The sequence below is a fragment of the Desulfitobacterium elongatum genome (assembly GCF_055378975.1).
On the sequence record NZ_AP038772.1, the window covers coordinates 811,023 to 828,518 of the forward strand.

Here is a 17,496-nt window from a genome sequence, read left to right on the forward strand (position 1 = left end):
TCGGGAACTAATATTTAAGGCTTGTAACAAATAGCCTCTTATAGAAAGGCGGTCCTAATAATGACACTACGCGAGGATGCACTTAAGCTTCATGAAGAGAATAAAGGGAAAATTGCCGTAGTCAGCAAAGTTCCTGTTCGCAATGGGGAGGATTTAAGTTTAGCTTATTCCCCAGGGGTAGCGGAACCGTGTAAGGATATCGCTGAAGACCCTGAATTAGTCAATAAATATACAAATCGGCGAAATCTTGTTGCGGTGGTTTCAACAGGCTCGGCCGTTTTGGGATTGGGTAATATTGGTGCTCGAGCGGCTATGCCTGTTATGGAAGGAAAGGGGATCCTCTTTAAAACGTTCGGAGCGGTTGATGCCTTCCCAATCTGTGTGGATACACAAGATAGTGATAAAGTGGTAGAGCTTGTGAAGCTACTTGAGCCCACCTTCGGAGGAATTAACTTAGAGGATATTAAAGCTCCGGAGTGTTTCTATATCGAAGAAAAACTCAAAGAGATTTATGACGGCCCTGTTTTCCATGATGATCAACATGGTACGGCTGTAATTACCATGGCCGGATTGATCAATGCGCTCAAAGTGGTTAATAAAAAGTTAAGTGAAGTTAAGATTGTCGTCAATGGTGCCGGCGCTGCTGGGATGGCGATTGTAAAACTCTTAATGAGTGTGGGCCTCCAGAACGTTATTATGTGCGATACCAAAGGAACGATTTACGAAGGTCGTACCGAAGGGATGAATAAGTACAAAGACGAGATTGCTCAGAAGACGAACCGAGAAAGAGTTCAAGGAACTCTAGCAGATGCTTTAAATGGAGCAGATGTCTTTGTGGGTGTATCGGTTGCTGGGGCTGTGACTCCGGAAATGGTACAGTCTATGGCTAAGGATCCGATCGTATTTGCACAAGCAAACCCTGTACCTGAAATCTGGCCTGAAGTAGCTAAAGAAGCTGGAGCTGCAGTCGTAGGGACGGGACGTTCCGATTATCCCAATCAGGTTAATAATGTGTTGGCCTTCCCGGGAATTTTCCGTGGAGCAATTGATGCAGAAGCAAAGGCAATCACAGAAGAGATGAAGGTCGCCGCAGCATATGCCATTGCTGACATTGTTACAGCTGAAGAACTAAGCCCAGAGTATGTTATCCCTAAAGCCTTTGATTTGAGGGTGGGACCAGCAGTTGCTGCAGCGGTTGCCCAAGCAGCTGTAGATTCTGGTGTAGCCACAAAACCGGTGGATCCACAAGCCATCGCAGAAAATCTGCGTAAATTCTACGAATTAAACAAATAGGATTATTACTTCCTAGACTAACGATAGGTCCGTCTTAAGATGTTATTGGATATTTTAAGACGGACCTTTTTGAGATGGAGAAAGAGGTATTATGTCTTGAGTAACTAAAAATGTACTAATTTTTGAACAAGCCTCATAGGGATTGCAAAGGAGCATTGAAAATGTTCTTCCTTTTTTGGGGGTGTTCGAAATGAGCGCACAAGTTGAAGTGCGGACTAAAAAGTCGCTAACGTGGAAAAGTCGTATTCTAAGAATAGTCTTAGGATTAGTGCTCTTTTGCCTACTTGCTTTGGTGACAGCGTTTATTCTAATCTTCCATGGTCCACTCATAGAACTTAAGGAGCTCTATGTAACAACTGCAATGACGACCTATACCCATCAATATCTGGCCCGTTGGTTTGTGAGTGAGGATGAGATTCAGCGAATTATGGAAAAACATAAAGTTCCTGAACCGCAGGTAAATTCAGATGAAAAAGCGGTGCAGGTCGTTCAACCTTTTATCAAGGAAAAACCACCTTTAGAGTATATCGAACTCTCAGGCAAGGGGTTTAAGGGATACCTTATTAAAGTGGGTGATCCAGCGAGGGTTAAACTTGTTGCAACGGATCAAATCGGTAGTATGGGATTAAAGGTCGGAGAGTTTGTCGATAAGTATCATGCTGTAGCAGGGATTAATGCTGGCGGCTTTTCCGATCCTGGGGGAGAGAGTAGGGGAGGAACTCCGACAGGAATCCTAATTACGGGGGGACAAATCAGATATAAGGATGATTTGCCAGGTTATAGTTTGATCGGTTTAGATAAAAATAATGTCTTGGTACTTGGACGCTATACCTTAAAAGAAATCGAGGAGCTTGGAATCCGAGATGCAGTAACGTTTGGGCCCTTTCTCATCGTGAATGGGGAACCGATGATCAAAGTGGGAGATGGAGGTTGGGGAATCGCTCCTCGTACTGCTATTGCCCAAACGAAGGATGGAACCATTCTCATGCTTGTCATCGATGGGCGTCAGATCGGAAGTCTAGGTGCTACTCTAAAAGATGTGCAGACTATCCTGTTGGAACATGGTGCTTATAATGCGGCCAATTTAGATGGAGGATCTTCCTCAACCTTAGTGTTTAATGGGGAAATCAAGAATAAACCGAGTAGCTCCTTTGGACCTCGCGAAGTCCCTTCGGCGTTTATCGTCATGTCGGAGAGAAATCTTAGAGATGAGTATCGCTTTTGGAGAGTTGAACAGAAATTAAAATGAAACAAAAAGCAGTGAGGTAAGGGACCAGTTCCCTAGCCTCACTGCTTTTTCTTGCTGAATGGCATAGAAAGCAGTATAATATTTGTTTAGAGTATATCTTAGGAAACGACTAGCTTTATCTAGCTGTCAAACACGAATTAGCTTGAAATGAGGGGGAAAACTGTGGCACAGGCCTCACAACGTATACGAAATTTTTCGATTATCGCGCATATTGATCATGGTAAATCGACACTCGCTGACCGCTTGATCGAATATACTGGAGCCCTTAGCAAGCGGGAAATGGAAGCACAAGTTCTAGATAACATGGACTTAGAGCGGGAACGCGGGATTACAATCAAACTGCAAAGTGTCCGCCTACACTACCCCGCTAAAGATGGACAAATTTATGAGCTGAATTTGATTGATACCCCAGGGCATGTAGACTTTACCTATGAAGTCTCCCGTAGTCTTGCAGCGTGTGAAGGGGCTCTTCTTGTCGTAGATGCTGCACAAGGAATTGAAGCGCAAACACTGGCGAATGTATATCTCGCCTTAGAAAATAATTTAGAGATTATCCCCATAATTAATAAAATTGACCTTCCAAGTGCGGAGCCTGAGCGGGTCAAGCAGGAGATTGAGGATGTTATCGGGCTTGATGCGAGTGAAGCGATTTTGGCTTCGGCGAAATCAGGAATCGGGATTGAGGAAATATTAGAAGCTATCGTATCAAAGGTCCCTGCGCCAGAGGGGGATGATAGTTCTCCGCTGAAGGCGTTGATTTTTGATTCCTACTTTGATGCTTATAAAGGGGCAATATCTTATGTTCGTATCATGGAGGGCCGTGTGGCTAAGGGGACACGGATAAAAATGATGTCTTCAGGTAAGGTCTTTGATGTCACGGAAGTAGGTATGTTTACCCCTGCTATGCGAATGGTAGATGAATTAAAAGCTGGGCAGGTTGGCTTTATCGCGGCTAGCATTAAAAACGTTAAAGATACCCAAGTTGGGGATACAATTACTGATGCGGACCACCCCGCACTTTACCCGCTTGCAGGTTATCGCAAAGCGACTCCTATGGTGTTTTGTGGGCTATATCCCGTCGAATCCAGTGATTATGAGCGATTGAAGGATGCTTTGGAAAAGCTTCACCTTAACGACTCAAGCTTAGTCTTTGAACCGGAGACCTCTGTCGCCCTTGGGTTTGGCTATCGCTGTGGGTTCTTGGGATTATTGCATATGGATGTCATTCAAGAACGTCTTGAACGGGAATATGATCTGAACCTAATTACAACGGCTCCTAGTGTGGTTTATAAAGTGAAAAAGACAAATGGAGAAGTCGTCAGGGTAGATAATCCAACGAATCTTCCGAAAGTGGATGAGATCGAGAGCATCGAAGAGCCGATCGTTAAGGCAACAATCATGGTTCCTTCTGATTATGTCGGCGCAATCATGGAACTCAACCAGGAAAAGCGAGGCAACTATCTCAACATGGACTATCTCTCTCCTAATCGTGTGAGCCTGACCTATGAACTTCCTCTAAGTGAGATTGTTTATGATTACTTCGATCAGCTCAAATCTCGAACCAAGGGGTATGCCTCCCTCGATTATGAAGTCGCGGGTTATAAAGCAGCGGATCTCGTTAAGCTTGATGTACTTCTGAACGGAGAACTTGTCGATGCACTCTCCTTCATCGTTCATAAGGAGAAATCCTATGCCCGAGGACGCAAGCTTGTTGAGAAGCTCAGAGGAATCATTCCACGACAGATGTTTGAGGTACCGATTCAGGCGGTTATCGGAGCGAAGGTTATCGCTCGTGAAACGGTAAGTGCTATGCGCAAAGACGTCTTGGCTAAATGTTACGGCGGAGATATCTCTCGTAAACGCAAACTCTTGGAGAAGCAAAAAGAAGGAAAAAAACGCATGAAGCAAGTAGGAAGTGTAGAAATCCCACAAGATGCATTCATGGCAGTTTTGCAGATTGACGATTAAGGCTTCTGGCTTTAATAGTTTTTTCAAGAAAGCACAAATTCAGGCATAATATAGAACAAACAACAAGAAGGCGAACTGTCATGTACGATATTTGATGCATGCGGTTCGCTGAATGCTTATCTAGAGGAAGTTGAGGGAAGTCTATTATGAAAATGGCTTGGGTATACTTGTTTATCGCGGCCTTCTTTGAGATGGGATGGGCAATCGGTCTTAAATATACGGAAGGGTTTACCCGTCTTTGGCCGAGTGTCTTTACGATTCTTGGGACGATTGCGAGTTTCTTTTTTCTTTCCGTAGCAGTTAGAAATCTTCCGATTGGGACAGCCTATGCTGTTTGGACAGGGATTGGAACGGTAGGGACCGTGCTGTTTGGAATTTTCTTTTTAGGGGAACCCAAGGATTTGATTCGGGTCGTTTGTATTCTGCTTATCGTGGCGGGGATTGTGGGGTTGAAGATGACTTCAGGAGATCCGTCTTAGTCACACGATACTGATAAAGGGAAATAAGCTTTTTTCATGAGAAGTATCTCCAGGATTTTGCTTTTCACTGGTCACTCTGTAAGCTGCGCGGACCAATCTAATCGCTCAAATTCTCCGCTCCAACGGGTCCCCGGCCAAATCGGCGTCCATGCCTCGTGGCCGGTTGGAAACGTCGTGTTTCCAACCCGTTTCCGCTGCGAATTTTTCACGAAGATTGGTAGCCGCTCGCTTAGAAGGCGTTCCTTTGTGTAAAGCAAAATCCTTCGGCGATTTCTTCAGAATTTGCCTTAGTATGTCTATCTCAATTGTAAGTTTGTTAGGGCTTCTGATTTGCCTGGGTATTCTACTAAGCATTGCCCGAGTTATCTCTTCGGAGCGATGCGTGAGCCACCCTGCTGCAAAGTGAGTTACGATTACAGTACACGAGGTTCCTTCGCGAGCAGCTACCAAGCTTGGGCTAAACTGCACCCGAGATAGCGGGGCGAGTCACATGGACGTGACTCGCCGCCTATTGAGCAGGAGCGAATTAGGCGGGTACCCCGCAGCTTGCAAGAAGCAGTTTTGCCCTTAGCTTGGTCTGCGAGCGTATTTCCGAGCGTCTGTAACGTAACTCGACTTGCAAACAACTCTGCGAAGCAATTCCTTGAAAAGGAGAATCGATACCAATGCCATCCGTATATGTTCACGTCCCCTTCTGCGTAAGGAAATGCGACTACTGCGCGTTTTATTCCGTACCTTTTCAAAAATCCAAAGTGAAAGCCTACTTGGATAGCCTCGGAGCTGAAATCAACCTGCGGCAGACCGAGGCCAATAAAGGTATCTCTACTCTTTTTATCGGTGGAGGGACTCCGACTGCGCTCCATGAAGAAGAGATGGATGTTTTTCTCGAGATGCTTACGCAGGGGTTTGATTTTGATAAATCAGGAGAGAAGACTATAGAAGGAAACCCGGGGACACTCACTTCCGAAAAGCTAAATCTTTTGAGAAGGCATGGGATCAATCGGATCTCTCTAGGGGCTCAATCCTTTAATGATTCCCTTTTACGACAGATTGGCCGGATTCATACTGCTGAGGAAATTCGGGATGGGGTTCGTCTTATTCGTAAAGCGGGTTTTAACAATCTTAATTTGGATTTGATATTTGGTTTGCCGGGACAAACTCTTGCCGACTGGCAGAAGACGCTTGAAGAGGCCATGAGTCTAAAACCCGAGCACTTATCTCTCTATGGTTTAATGCTCGAAGAGAATACCCCCCTTGCCATGAACCGCGAGAGAATCGAGCGTTTCCCCGATGATGATGCCCAGGCCGAAATGTATGAACTTGCAAAAGAAGTTCTTGCAAGGGAGGGCTTTTGGCATTATGAGACGTCGAATTTCTCACGACCCGGGTATGAATGCCAACATAATCTCGGATATTGGCAGGGTGTGGAATATCTGGGTCTAGGACCTGGAGCGGTATCATGCTTCAATAACCGACGCTGGAAAAATAGTGAGGACTTAGGCCTATATGAACAAAAATTAGCCCAAGGAGAGCAACCCGTTGATCCAGAGGAGGATGAACATCTAACCGAGCACGAGCGAAGGGCTGAGCGAATAATCTTAGGACTTCGTCTTGCCGAAGGAGTCAACTTGGAGGCGTTTAAAAAAGAATTTGGTCAGGATTTACAGAATATTTATCCTTCTGTTCTGGAACGCTATCTCAAAGCAGGGGTTTTCATGATTGAAGGTGCGTCACTTAAGATGAAATCTGATTATTGGTTCGTAGCAAATTCGGTATTACAAGAATTCGTCTAAAGGAAGGCGAAAAAACATTGACCATCTTTGACATTTTGCATTTTTTGACGCGTTCAACCTCTTGACAATCATAAATGGGAGTGGTAATGTGGAGGCATAATCGTTAGCACTCATTAACAATGAGTGCTAACAAAAAAATCAGCGATCTGGAAAGGCGGTCGAGACTATGCAAATGGATGAGCGAAAGAAGAAAATCCTACGAGCAATCGTTCAGGATTATATCTCTACGGCTGAACCCGTAGGATCACGGACAATCGCCCGGAAGTTTGATCTAGGTATCTCGCCGGCCACGATTCGCAATGAAATGTCAGACATGGAAGAATTAGGCCTCATCGAACAACCCCATACCTCATCTGGACGTATTCCATCGGATGCGGGATACCGCTACTATGTTGACTGTCTCATGGAGCATCCGAAGCTCTCTAAGGATGAAAAGGGAGTCATAGAGAGGGAAACTCTGAAGGGGATTGCTGAGATCCAGGAAGTGATATCTCATTCGAGCAAGCTTCTTTCTGAGCTCACACATTTGACGAGTATCGTTGTCGGGCCTCAAAAAGGGAAAAGTTCCTTCAGTCAAATGCATTTTCTTCCGTATCAATCGGGTCAAGCGATCATGGTAATCGTCAAAGAAAATGGTGTGGTCGAGAATCAGATTGTTGATATCGGAGAAAATGTAACTGCAGAAGAGCTTCAGAAGATTGCCACGGTTTTCAACCAAAAGATGCGGGGACATTCTATATCTGAAGTAAGACGTAGTTTGCTTCATGAGATTTACAGTGAACTTACTCGTCAACGTTACCTGATTGATAATGCACTTGAACTTCTTTCCGCTGTGTTAAATAACCCAGGCGATGAACTCAATAAGGTGTACCTCGGTGGTACCTTGAATATGCTCAATCAACCCGAATTTCAGGATGTTGAGAAGATTAAAAACCTTTTCCAAGTCTTTGAAGAAGGGGATCAAATAAAAAAAGTGCTTCATCCTACAGCGGACGGATTAACGGTCACCATCGGTGGGGAAAATAGAATGAAGGAACTTCAAGATTGCAGTGTCATTTCAGCCACATATAAAATTGAGGGTGAAGCCCTAGGGATGGTCGGTTTGATTGGGCCCACACGGATGGATTATTCGAAGGCTATGGCCATGGTAGACTACATGACTAGGACACTTACCGAGCTTCTCACGAAGCGACGAAGGATATAGGAGAGGTGGTTTAACTAATGTTCAATCGGGGAGAGAAAACCCCAAGATCGGGCAAGGACACTATGAAAAGCGAAGACACAATTCTCGAAAACGATTACACTGAGGAAAATATTGCAGGCGGTGAAGTGAGCGATGGGGGAGAAGAGGTTCTCGAGAATGTCCAAGAGATTTCCTTAGAAGAAAAGGTCCTCACCCTTGAAGCGGAGCTAAAGCAAAGCAAGGATCAAGCGAACGAGTATTTTACGCATCTTCAACGTTTACAGGCAGATTTTGATAATTATCGTAAGCGTACACAAAAGGAAAAAGAAGAGACGGTTAAGTATGCTGCAGAGCGAATTGTTGAAGCCATGCTTCCGATTCTTGATAACTTTGAGCGCGCCATTAATTCAACGAGAGCCAACCAGGATTTTAACGCTTTTTCTCAAGGGGTAGAGATGATCTTCAAACAGATGCAAAACACCCTTGAAAAAGAAGGCTTGACTGCGATTGAAGCGGTCGGACAAATGTTTGATCCCAATTTACATGAGGCAGTTCTCCAGGTCGATTCGGAAGAATATCCGGAAAATACCGTCGTGGAAGAGCTTCAAAAAGGATATTATCTAAAAGAAAAAGTATTGCGCCCTAGCATGGTTAAAGTTTCCTGCTAGGTGTAAATAAGGAGGAAGAATTTATTATGGGTAAAGTAATTGGTATTGACTTAGGAACCACGAACTCCTGCGTGGCAGTTATGGAAGGTGGCGAAGCAGTCGTCATCACGAATGCTGAAGGGAATCGGACGACTCCTTCTGTCGTTGGCTTTTCGAAAACCGGGGAACGTCTTGCAGGCCAAGTTGCCAAGCGCCAAGCGGTTTCTAATCCGGACAAAACGATTAGCTCCATCAAACGTCACATGGGTACAGATTATAAAGTTAAGATTGATGATAAAAGCTACTCTCCACAAGAGATTTCAGCTATGATTCTTCAAAAGTTGAAAGCTGATGCGGAGGCTTATCTTGGACAATCGGTTACAGAAGCGGTCATTACTGTACCGGCTTACTTCTCTGATGCTCAGCGCCAAGCAACCAAAGATGCTGGAACTATCGCTGGCTTGGAAGTGAAGAGGATTATCAACGAGCCAACTGCTGCAGCACTAGCCTATGGACTCGATAAGCAAGAAGACCAAACCGTTCTCGTCTTCGACTTAGGAGGCGGTACGTTTGACGTTTCTGTTCTCGAACTGAGCCAAGGAATGGTTGAAGTTAAGGCAACGAGTGGAAACAATAACCTCGGTGGTGACGACTTTGACCAACGCCTCATTGACTACATGGTCGCAGAATTCAAAAAAGCCCAAGGTGTCGATCTTTCTAAAGATCGTGTGGCCGTTCAACGTCTGAAAGAAGCCGCTGAAAAAGCTAAGATTGAACTTTCGGGTGTTAGTAGTTCAAATGTGAACCTGCCGTTTATTACGATGACCGCTGAAGGACCGGCTCACATGGATATGAATATCTCCCGCGCGAAGTTCGATGAGTTGACAGCAGATCTCGTGGAGGCTACGGTTGGACCTACCCGTCAAGCACTGGCGGATGCGAAGTTGAGCTGGAGCGAAATTAATCAAGTTATCCTCGTCGGAGGATCAACCCGGATTCCGGCTGTTCATGAAGCTATTCGCAAATTGAGTGGAAAAGAGCCTCATAAAGGGGTTAACCCAGATGAAGTCGTTGCCCTGGGAGCAGCAATTCAAGGGGGCGTTTTGGCTGGAGAAGTGAAAGATATCATCCTCGTGGATGTTACCCCACTATCCCTTGGAATCGAGACCTTGGGTGGAGTATTCACTCGGATCATTGATCGTAATACCACAGTTCCAACAACCAAGAGCCAAGTGTTCTCTACGGCCGCTGATAGCCAAACCTCTGTTGACATTCACGTTCTCCAAGGGGAGCGCGAGATGTCAGCCTATAATAAAACCCTCGGCCGCTTCCAACTCACAGGGATTCCACCAGCACCTCGCGGTATCCCACAAATCGAAGTTAAATTTGATATTGATGCCAACGGTATCGTGCATGTCTCTGCGAAGGATATGGCTACTGGTAATGAGCAAAACGTTACTATTACTGCTTCTACTGGCTTGAGCAAAGATGAGATTGAGAAGATGAAGAAAGATGCTGAAGCTCATGCTGATGAAGATAAGAAACGCAAAGAGCTCATCGATGCGAAGAACCAAGCAGATTCTCTCGTTTATCAAACGGAGAAGACTCTCAAGGACTTCGAAGGCAAAGTTTCTGAAAGTGAAGCTGAACCTATTAAGAAAGCAGTTGAAGAACTGAAAGCTGTGGCAACAGGAGAAAATCTCGAAGAAATTAATGCAAAATCCGAAGCCGTCACTAAGGTTCTCTATCCTCTCATCGAAAAAATGTATCAACAAACCGGCGGTGCTGCACCCGGAGCTGATATGGGAGCAGACGGTGGCGCTAGTACCCAATCAAATCCAGATGACAATGTCGTTGATGCAGAATATACTGAAGTGAACAAGAATAAGTAATACAAACAAGGTGACAAGCTAAACAGGATATACAGAAACCAAGTGGGTGCAGGGGACATGTTGTCCCTTGTGCCCCATCATCATGTCAGTTATCTTTTTTAGATTGTGATTCATTGAAGCTGTGCAGTGAGTACACGAAAATGGATAGCTTCGGATGGTGTAGCAGGAGTGATGGAGGGAAAACATGAAACGCGATTATTATGAGGTGCTCGAGGTTGCCAAGACAGCGAGCGATCAAGAAATTAAACAAGCATACCGGAAATTAGCCCGCCAGTACCATCCGGATGTAAACCCGGGAAATAAAGAAGCAGAAGAGAAATTCAAAGAGGCTACCGAAGCTTATGATGTACTCAGTGATGCGGATAAGCGCGCCCGTTATGATCAATTAGGGCACGCTGGTATGGACCCTAATCAAGCGGGTGGCTTTGGTGGTGGAGATTTCGGTGGCTTTGGTGATATTTTCGATATGTTCTTTGGCGGTGGAGGCGGTGGTCAACGTCGGAATGGGCCCACACGAGGCAATGATCTCCGCTATGATATGACGATTACCTTCGAGGAAGCAGCCTTTGGAACGGAGAAAGAGATCCAAGTTCCTCGTCATGAGACATGTAGTGAATGTCATGGCTCAGGTGCAGCACCGGGAACACATCCCACGAAGTGTACCCAGTGTCAAGGAACAGGACAGGTGAAAGCGACCCAACGTACTCCTTTTGGAGCCATTCAGACCTCGCGGACCTGCCCAACCTGTAATGGAGAGGGGCAAATCATTACCACCCCTTGCAAAACCTGTAATGGTAAAGGGATGACTCGGAATATTAAGACCGTCAAAGTTACGGTCCCTGCAGGCTCTGAAGATGGCTTGAATCTTCGTTACAGTGGGACAGGGGAAGCAGGGCTTCGTGGTGGCCCGGCTGGAGATCTGTATGTTGTGCTCCGTGTGAAATCGCATAAGTTTTTCGAACGGGAAGGAAATGACGTCCATTGCGAAATCCCGATAACCTTTGTACAGGCCGCCTTAGGGACGGAGATCGATATCCCCACATTGGATGGTCAAGTCAAGATGAAAATACCCGAGGGGACTCAGACGGCTACGGTCTTTCGTTTAAGAGGACATGGAATACCTTATCGGAGAGGGAATGGACGGGGCGATCAACACGTTCGAGTTGTTGTCGCAACTCCGACTAAACTTACGGATAAGCAAAAGGAATTACTGCGAGAGTTCGGCGAGGTTACGACCGAACAACAGCAAATGGGGAAAAAGTCTTTCTTCGAAAAAGTAAAAGAAAACATCCGGGATGCCATGGGCTAAAATGGAATGCGTCCCATCGGATGAGCAACCTAGGAATAAATATTGGCTTGAGGTTTTAGCGAGTCGATAATAAAAAGGGGTTCAGGAATTTATGGATTGGCGCGAAATAGCAGTAACCGTATCATCGGCAGGCGAGGAAGCTGTTGCCGATCTCTTTTATCAGTTAGGATGTCCTGGCGTGAGTATCGAAGATCCAGAGCTTCTTAGGAGTTATGTTGAATCCGGATCTTGGGATTATCATGACTTTGGGGAGGTTACTCTAACCGGTACCTCAGTGGTCAAAGGGTATCTCAGCGAAGATAACGAGCTTCAAGAGAGGCTCAATCGTCTAGATGAAGAGATTAAGGAACTTTTGGATCGCTTCCCCGATTGGGTCGTTCAAGTCAAAGGAATGACCGTTCAGGAGGAGGATTGGGCAACGTCTTGGAAGGCCTATTTTAAACCTATCCAAATCGGAAAACACTTCCTGATTAAGCCGACCTGGGAAGAGGTCACTCCAGCTCCAGAAGATATCGTACTCGAACTCGATCCAGGAATGGCCTTTGGAACGGGGACCCATGCTACAACCTCGTTGTGTTTGGATACGTTGGAAGACCTCGTGAAGCCTGGAATGACGGTTTTCGATCTTGGAACCGGCTCCGGAATTCTCGCGATGGCAGCTGCTAAACTCGGCGCTCAAGTAGAAGCCATTGATCTGGACCCTGTCGCTGTTAAAGTCGCTCAAGAAAACATTGACCTGAATCAACTCACCGAACGCGTGAGTGTAAAGCGAGGGGATTTAGGATCAGTTCTCAAGGGACAAGCTGATTTAGTCGTTGCCAATATTATCGCCGATGTCATCCTTATTCTCCTACCCGATTTAAATCGGATACTTAAAGCAGATGGAGAATTCCTAGCCTCTGGGATTATCGAGCACCGTTCGGCAGATGTCGAAGACGGAATGCGTGCAGCTGGTTTAGAAGTCGTGGAAAAGAAAGAGAATTCGGGGTGGGTACTTTTACGCGCGAGGTGGCAATGAAGTGCATCGCTTTAAAATTACTGAACTTGGGAATAACGCCTTTTGGCTTAGAGGCCCGGAACGAGAACATCTCGTCCGGGTTTTAAGGCTTTCTCTCGGAGATGATATCGTTGGGTTTGATAACTCTGGAGCGGAATACATGGGGGTCATTACGAACATCGAAGACAAAAGTGTAACTTGCCGGATCTTAGACGCAGGCTTTCCTCAAGTGGAAGCTCGGACTCAGGTGTTTGTTGTTGCAGGGCTTTCTAAAGGGGAGAAGATGGAATGGGTAATTCAAAAGGGAACCGAGCTTGGGATGGCGGGCTTAATTCCACTTCGAACCAAGCGTTCTGTGATGAAGCTCGAGGGGAGCAAAGCCACAGACCGTGTCGAGCGCTGGCAGAAGATCTCTGGGGAGGCTGCGAAGCAATCGCATCGTGTCCGTGAACCAGAAATCTTCCAGGTAGCCGATTGGAAGGACCTTACGGAAAGGTTGCCCGAGTCCACTCAATGGCTTATTCCCTATGAGTACGAAAAAACTCAGAAGTTGAACACGGTTCTACAGGATTTCGATCCAGCAGTACCTATTGCGATTCTTATCGGGTCTGAGGGTGGCTTTGAGGATTCTGAAGTCCTTTGGGCTCAGGAGAACCTTCAGGCAAAAAGTGTTTCTTTAGGGCCTCGGATACTTCGTGCAGAGACCGCGGCTGTGGCTGCGCTAACGCTTGTGTTGGGGCATTATGGGGATCTTGGCTGAGCCTCCATTTCACTTCAGCTGATGAAAGGGCTCTGGGGTCGTGTAGCTTCTCGCACATCGTTCACTTAGTGCTCCAGGGTTGGCAGACTTGCTTTTGGTGGAGCTCTGCCAAACCCTTCTGTTTTCTGCATGTGAACCAGTGGCGCCACTATCCACCTAAAGCCTCGTTTGCCTTACCACCCCTCCATACAAATCGTTCTCTCCTGTGCGAGAAGCTACTCTATCGGGTCTCTTTAAGGTTTCAATGAAAGACTACCATGGCTTTTTCTTAAGACCATACCCAAGGATTTTGTTTTACATTAGTGAGCGCCTTCTAAGCGAGCAGGATACCGAACTTCGCGAAAAGCACGCAGCGGAGAAGGGTTGGAAACAGGACGTTTCCAACCGGCCATTGAGCAGGAGCGATTTGGCCGGGAACCCGTCTCCGCGGAGTACTCGAGCGTTTAGTTCGGTCCGCGCAGCTTACAGAGCGAACGGTGTAAAACAAAATCCTGGAGATATATCACTTGAAAGAAACCACTTATTTCTTCCAAATCGGGGGTGCCAAATTGACAGAAGATCTGCAGCAGAATCAAACGTCCCTAGCCGGACGAAGCGGCGATAACCTGGAGCCGCGAACCCCCAGTGTTTGTTTCGTCACGCTTGGGTGTAAAGTGAACCAGACCGAGAGTGAAGCCTTAGGCCAACTTTTTCGGAATAATGGCTATGAGGTCGTGGCTTCTTCGGAGGAAGCGGACGTCGTTGTCGTGAACACCTGTACCGTCACCAATACAGGGGATGCGAAGTCGCGCCAAGTCATTCGACGGATGGTGAAAACGCATCCGGATGCTTTTGTTGTGGTGATGGGGTGTTACGCGCAGACTGCACCTGGAGAAGTCTTAAACATTGAAGGGGTCGATCTCGTTCTTGGGACACAAGACCGGGGCCGGATTCTTGAACTCATCGATCAGGTTAAGCAGGAGAAACAACCCAAGAGCAGTGTCCATGCTATCTGGAAAGCGGTTCAGTTCGAGGAACTTCCCCTGATGGAAGGAGAGAGCCGGACACGGGCAACCCTAAAGATTCAGGAAGGGTGCAACAAATTTTGCACGTACTGTATCATACCGTATGCACGTGGACCGGTGCGAAGCAGAGTTCCTGCCAATGCTCTTGCTGAAGCAGAGAAACTCGTCGCTGCAGGATATAAAGAGATTGTCTTGACAGGAATTCATACGGGAGCGTATGGAGAAGATCTGGGTGAGGAATGGAATTTAGCTCGGCTTGTTAAAGAGCTTGCGAATATTGAAGGACTTCATCGCTTGAGATTAAGCTCGATTGAGCCGATGGAGTTCACACCAGAATTAATCCAGGTCATCATGGAGAACCCCACCGTTTGTCCTCATCTTCATATTCCTCTACAGAGTGGAAGCGATCCTATTTTGAATCGCATGAAAAGACCGTATTCTGTAGCAGAATTCAAGGAATTGATCGAGAAACTATATAGTATCTTACCGGGTATTGCGATCACCACGGATGTCATTGTCGGGTTCCCGGGGGAGACGGAGGAGGACTTTCAGAACTCACTCGAAGTGATTCGGTCCTGTAGCTTTTCTGGGGCACATGTCTTCCCATATTCGAAGCGGAAGGGAACTCCAGCCGCGAATTATCCAGATCAACTTCCTAACAAGATCAAGGAGCAGCGCGTCAAGGCATTGATGGAGGTCGCAAAGCAAAGCCAAGAGGAATATGTTTCTAAATTTTTTGGACAGACTGTAGAAGTACTAATAGAACAGGTGAATGCAGAAGGAATTGCGATAGGTCACACTCGGAATTATATACAAGTGCATCTTCCTCCAAGGTCTGACGGACAACCATGGGAGAGCGGAGAGCTTGTCCAATGTGTACTTGATGAGAGCTATCTTGCGAAGTGAATAGGTTCCTTGGAAACTAAATACAGGGTTGCGATGGGGAATTTATCGTGAGGGACAACGAACACGAGAACGAATTTTGCATATAAAGAACATATAGGGAGGTTTCTTATGTCGGATTGTATTTTCTGTAAAATCATCAACAAAGAAATTCCAAGTGAAATTGTCTTTGAGGATGCACAAGTACTCGTCTTCAAGGACATCAATCCTCTAGCACCTGTTCATCTCTTAATCATTCCAAAGAAACATATGGAAAGTCTCCAACAAGCCTCTCCAGAGGATGAAGGTTTGCTTGGGCACATTCTGATTGTGGCTCGTCAACTCGCGCAAGACTTTGGAGTTTCCGAGTCAGGTTACCGTGTGGTTACCAATATCGGTGAAGATGGGGGTCAAGTTGTCAAACATTTGCACTTCCACGTTTTAGGTGGTAAAACTTTGGGAACAAAAATCGATTAACTTGACGTGTCCAACTTCATCCATTATAATCAAATAGTATATCTGTCATGATCCAGTGGAGGGAGGGATAAGATAATGAGCGAAATTAAAGTCGGTAAAAACGAATCCCTGGATAGCGCACTCCGCCGGTTCAAGCGTACTTGTCAGCGTGCAGGCGTTATGTCAGAGGCTCGTAAGCATGAGCATTATGAGAAGCCTAGCGTAAAGCGGAAGAAGAAATCTGAAGCTGCCCGTAAACGCAAGTTCAAGTAAGGAGTTGCTCTGAATTGTCCCTGAAAGATCGCCTCGTTGAGGATATGAAGGTAGCCATGAAGGCCAAAGAGGAGGGGAAGGTTAGACTTTCCGTTATCCGAATGGCTCGGGCCGCCATTAAGAATGCCGAAATAGACAAGAGAACTGAGTTCAGTGATGAACAAGTGATTGAGGTTCTAGCTCGCGAAGTCAAGATGCGTCGAGATTCGATGGAAGAGTTTTCCAAGGCAAATCGCCCTGATACCGTGAAAGCCCTAGAAGGGGAAATCTCCATTCTCATGGAGTACCTTCCTCAGCAGCTTTCCGAAGGGGAAATTCGCCAGCTAGCCCAAGAAACAATTACCGCAGTCGGTGCGCAAGGACCGAAAGATCTCGGTAAAGTTATGGGCTCGATTACTCCGAAAACTAAAGGACGCGCTGATGGTAAACTGGTTAACCAGATTGTGCGTGAACTTCTAGGATCTTAGTTCGTTTTGTAAGATCAACTGAAAGCCTGGCTAATAGCCAGGCTTTTTAGTTAACATTGATGGGGTGAAGACGAGATTATCGAATCAAGCTGTAAAGCTAGAATCGTCTTCCTACTTCAAAAAATTGTTATGGAGGAAGTCATGTCAGTTCAAGCAGTAAAAGAGTTCTTTCGAGCTAAAGAAAAAGAAGTCCCCATTTTAATCTTCGAAGACACGAGCACCGTTGCAAAGGCGGCGGAGGCACTTGGTGTTACCCCTGGAGAGATTGCAAAATCCCTTCTCCTTCAAGTCCAGGATGGCTTCGTTATGGTACTTATGGCTGGTGATAAGAGACTTGATAATCGTAAGTTTAAGGATACTTTTAGAGCGAAACCCAAAATGCCTGAAGTAGATCAAGTTCTTGAAGTGACAGGACATCCCGTCGGAGGTGTCTGCCCATTTGGTTTAAAGGAAAATATCCCGGTCTATTTGGATGAATCGCTAAAAAGGTATACTAAAATCTATCCTGCTGCTGGGGCCCCCAATGCAGCTGTCGAGCTTGCAGTAAATGAATTAGAGGAGCTTGTGGTTTCGGATTGGGTGGACGTGACTCAGGGGTAAAAGCTCCCTTTGTAGCAGCAATACCTTATACAACGGAAGCAAACAATGCTGGAGTAGTTGAATACTAGAGAAAAAAGCAGGGTCGATTCTATAACTTCGTGTGGAAGCAATAGAGTTGCCCTGCATATCTTTTATAAAATTTAAATAAAAAAATATTACTAATAGCAGGAATAATTCGTTTAATAGCGAATAATTCAACAAAGACAAGTGAAAAAACCGAATACCGTTCGGCAATGCAGAACGG

Annotated in this window: 16 protein-coding genes; all 16 read left to right on the forward strand. The window is 45.9% G+C overall.

The window, feature by feature from the left end:
• Window positions 1–60 precede the first annotated feature (60 nt).
• The 16 genes from ACZ42W_RS03670 to ACZ42W_RS03745 all read left to right on the forward strand — a co-directional run bounded on the left by ACZ42W_RS03670 (window position 61) and on the right by ACZ42W_RS03745 (window position 17,252).
• Window positions 61–1,293 carry an NAD(P)-dependent malic enzyme gene (locus ACZ42W_RS03670; protein ID WP_464168610.1) on the forward strand — a complete coding sequence of 411 codons (1,233 nt, stop codon included), beginning with the start codon at window positions 61–63 and terminating at the stop codon, window positions 1,291–1,293.
• Window positions 1,294–1,483: 190 nt separating this feature from the next.
• Window positions 1,484–2,542 (forward strand): phosphodiester glycosidase family protein, encoded by a 1,059-nt coding sequence (locus ACZ42W_RS03675; RefSeq protein ID WP_464168612.1) that lies wholly within the window; start codon window positions 1,484–1,486, stop codon window positions 2,540–2,542.
• A 162-nt stretch (window positions 2,543–2,704) separates the two neighbouring features.
• Window positions 2,705–4,510: a translation elongation factor 4 gene (gene lepA / locus ACZ42W_RS03680; RefSeq protein ID WP_464168614.1), complete on the forward strand. Its 1,806-nt coding sequence runs from the start codon at window positions 2,705–2,707 to the stop codon at window positions 4,508–4,510.
• Between the two features lie 152 nt (window positions 4,511–4,662).
• Entirely contained in the window at window positions 4,663–4,989 is a 327-nt protein-coding gene (locus ACZ42W_RS03685; protein WP_464170852.1) for a DMT family transporter, read from the forward strand.
• A gap of 665 nt (window positions 4,990–5,654) precedes the next feature.
• Window positions 5,655–6,782: a radical SAM family heme chaperone HemW gene (hemW, locus tag ACZ42W_RS03690; RefSeq protein ID WP_464168616.1), complete on the forward strand. Its 1,128-nt coding sequence runs from the start codon at window positions 5,655–5,657 to the stop codon at window positions 6,780–6,782.
• Window positions 6,783–6,948: 166 nt separating this feature from the next.
• Window positions 6,949–7,986: a heat-inducible transcriptional repressor HrcA gene (hrcA, locus tag ACZ42W_RS03695; RefSeq protein WP_464168618.1), complete on the forward strand. Its 1,038-nt coding sequence runs from the start codon at window positions 6,949–6,951 to the stop codon at window positions 7,984–7,986.
• A gap of 17 nt (window positions 7,987–8,003) precedes the next feature.
• Entirely contained in the window at window positions 8,004–8,633 is a 630-nt protein-coding gene (gene grpE / locus ACZ42W_RS03700) for a nucleotide exchange factor GrpE (RefSeq protein ID WP_464168620.1), read from the forward strand.
• Between the two features lie 26 nt (window positions 8,634–8,659).
• Window positions 8,660–10,504, forward strand: coding sequence for a molecular chaperone DnaK (gene dnaK, locus ACZ42W_RS03705; RefSeq protein ID WP_464168622.1), 1,845 nt, complete (start codon window positions 8,660–8,662; stop codon window positions 10,502–10,504).
• A 184-nt stretch (window positions 10,505–10,688) separates the two neighbouring features.
• A complete protein-coding gene (dnaJ, locus tag ACZ42W_RS03710; RefSeq protein WP_464168624.1) occupies window positions 10,689–11,813 on the forward strand; it encodes a molecular chaperone DnaJ in 1,125 nt (374 codons plus the stop codon).
• A gap of 91 nt (window positions 11,814–11,904) precedes the next feature.
• Entirely contained in the window at window positions 11,905–12,831 is a 927-nt protein-coding gene (gene prmA, locus ACZ42W_RS03715; RefSeq protein ID WP_464168626.1) for a 50S ribosomal protein L11 methyltransferase, read from the forward strand.
• 1 nt (window position 12,832) lies between these two features.
• Window positions 12,833–13,570 carry an RsmE family RNA methyltransferase gene (locus ACZ42W_RS03720; protein WP_464168628.1) on the forward strand — a complete coding sequence of 246 codons (738 nt, stop codon included), beginning with the start codon at window positions 12,833–12,835 and terminating at the stop codon, window positions 13,568–13,570.
• A gap of 605 nt (window positions 13,571–14,175) precedes the next feature.
• A complete protein-coding gene (gene mtaB, locus ACZ42W_RS03725) occupies window positions 14,176–15,480 on the forward strand; it encodes a tRNA (N(6)-L-threonylcarbamoyladenosine(37)-C(2))-methylthiotransferase MtaB (RefSeq protein ID WP_464170853.1) in 1,305 nt (434 codons plus the stop codon).
• 108 nt (window positions 15,481–15,588) lie between these two features.
• On the forward strand, window positions 15,589–15,933 hold the full coding sequence (locus ACZ42W_RS03730; protein ID WP_464168630.1) for a histidine triad nucleotide-binding protein: 345 nt from the start codon (window positions 15,589–15,591) through the stop codon (window positions 15,931–15,933).
• A gap of 75 nt (window positions 15,934–16,008) precedes the next feature.
• Window positions 16,009–16,185, forward strand: a complete 177-nt coding sequence (gene rpsU / locus ACZ42W_RS03735) for a 30S ribosomal protein S21 (RefSeq protein WP_464168632.1) — start codon at window positions 16,009–16,011, stop codon at window positions 16,183–16,185.
• A gap of 14 nt (window positions 16,186–16,199) precedes the next feature.
• Window positions 16,200–16,652, forward strand: coding sequence for a GatB/YqeY domain-containing protein (locus tag ACZ42W_RS03740; RefSeq protein ID WP_464168634.1), 453 nt, complete (start codon window positions 16,200–16,202; stop codon window positions 16,650–16,652).
• A gap of 141 nt (window positions 16,653–16,793) precedes the next feature.
• Window positions 16,794–17,252 (forward strand): YbaK/EbsC family protein, encoded by a 459-nt coding sequence (locus ACZ42W_RS03745; RefSeq protein ID WP_464168636.1) that lies wholly within the window; start codon window positions 16,794–16,796, stop codon window positions 17,250–17,252.
• The last annotated feature ends 244 nt before the right edge of the window (window positions 17,253–17,496 follow it).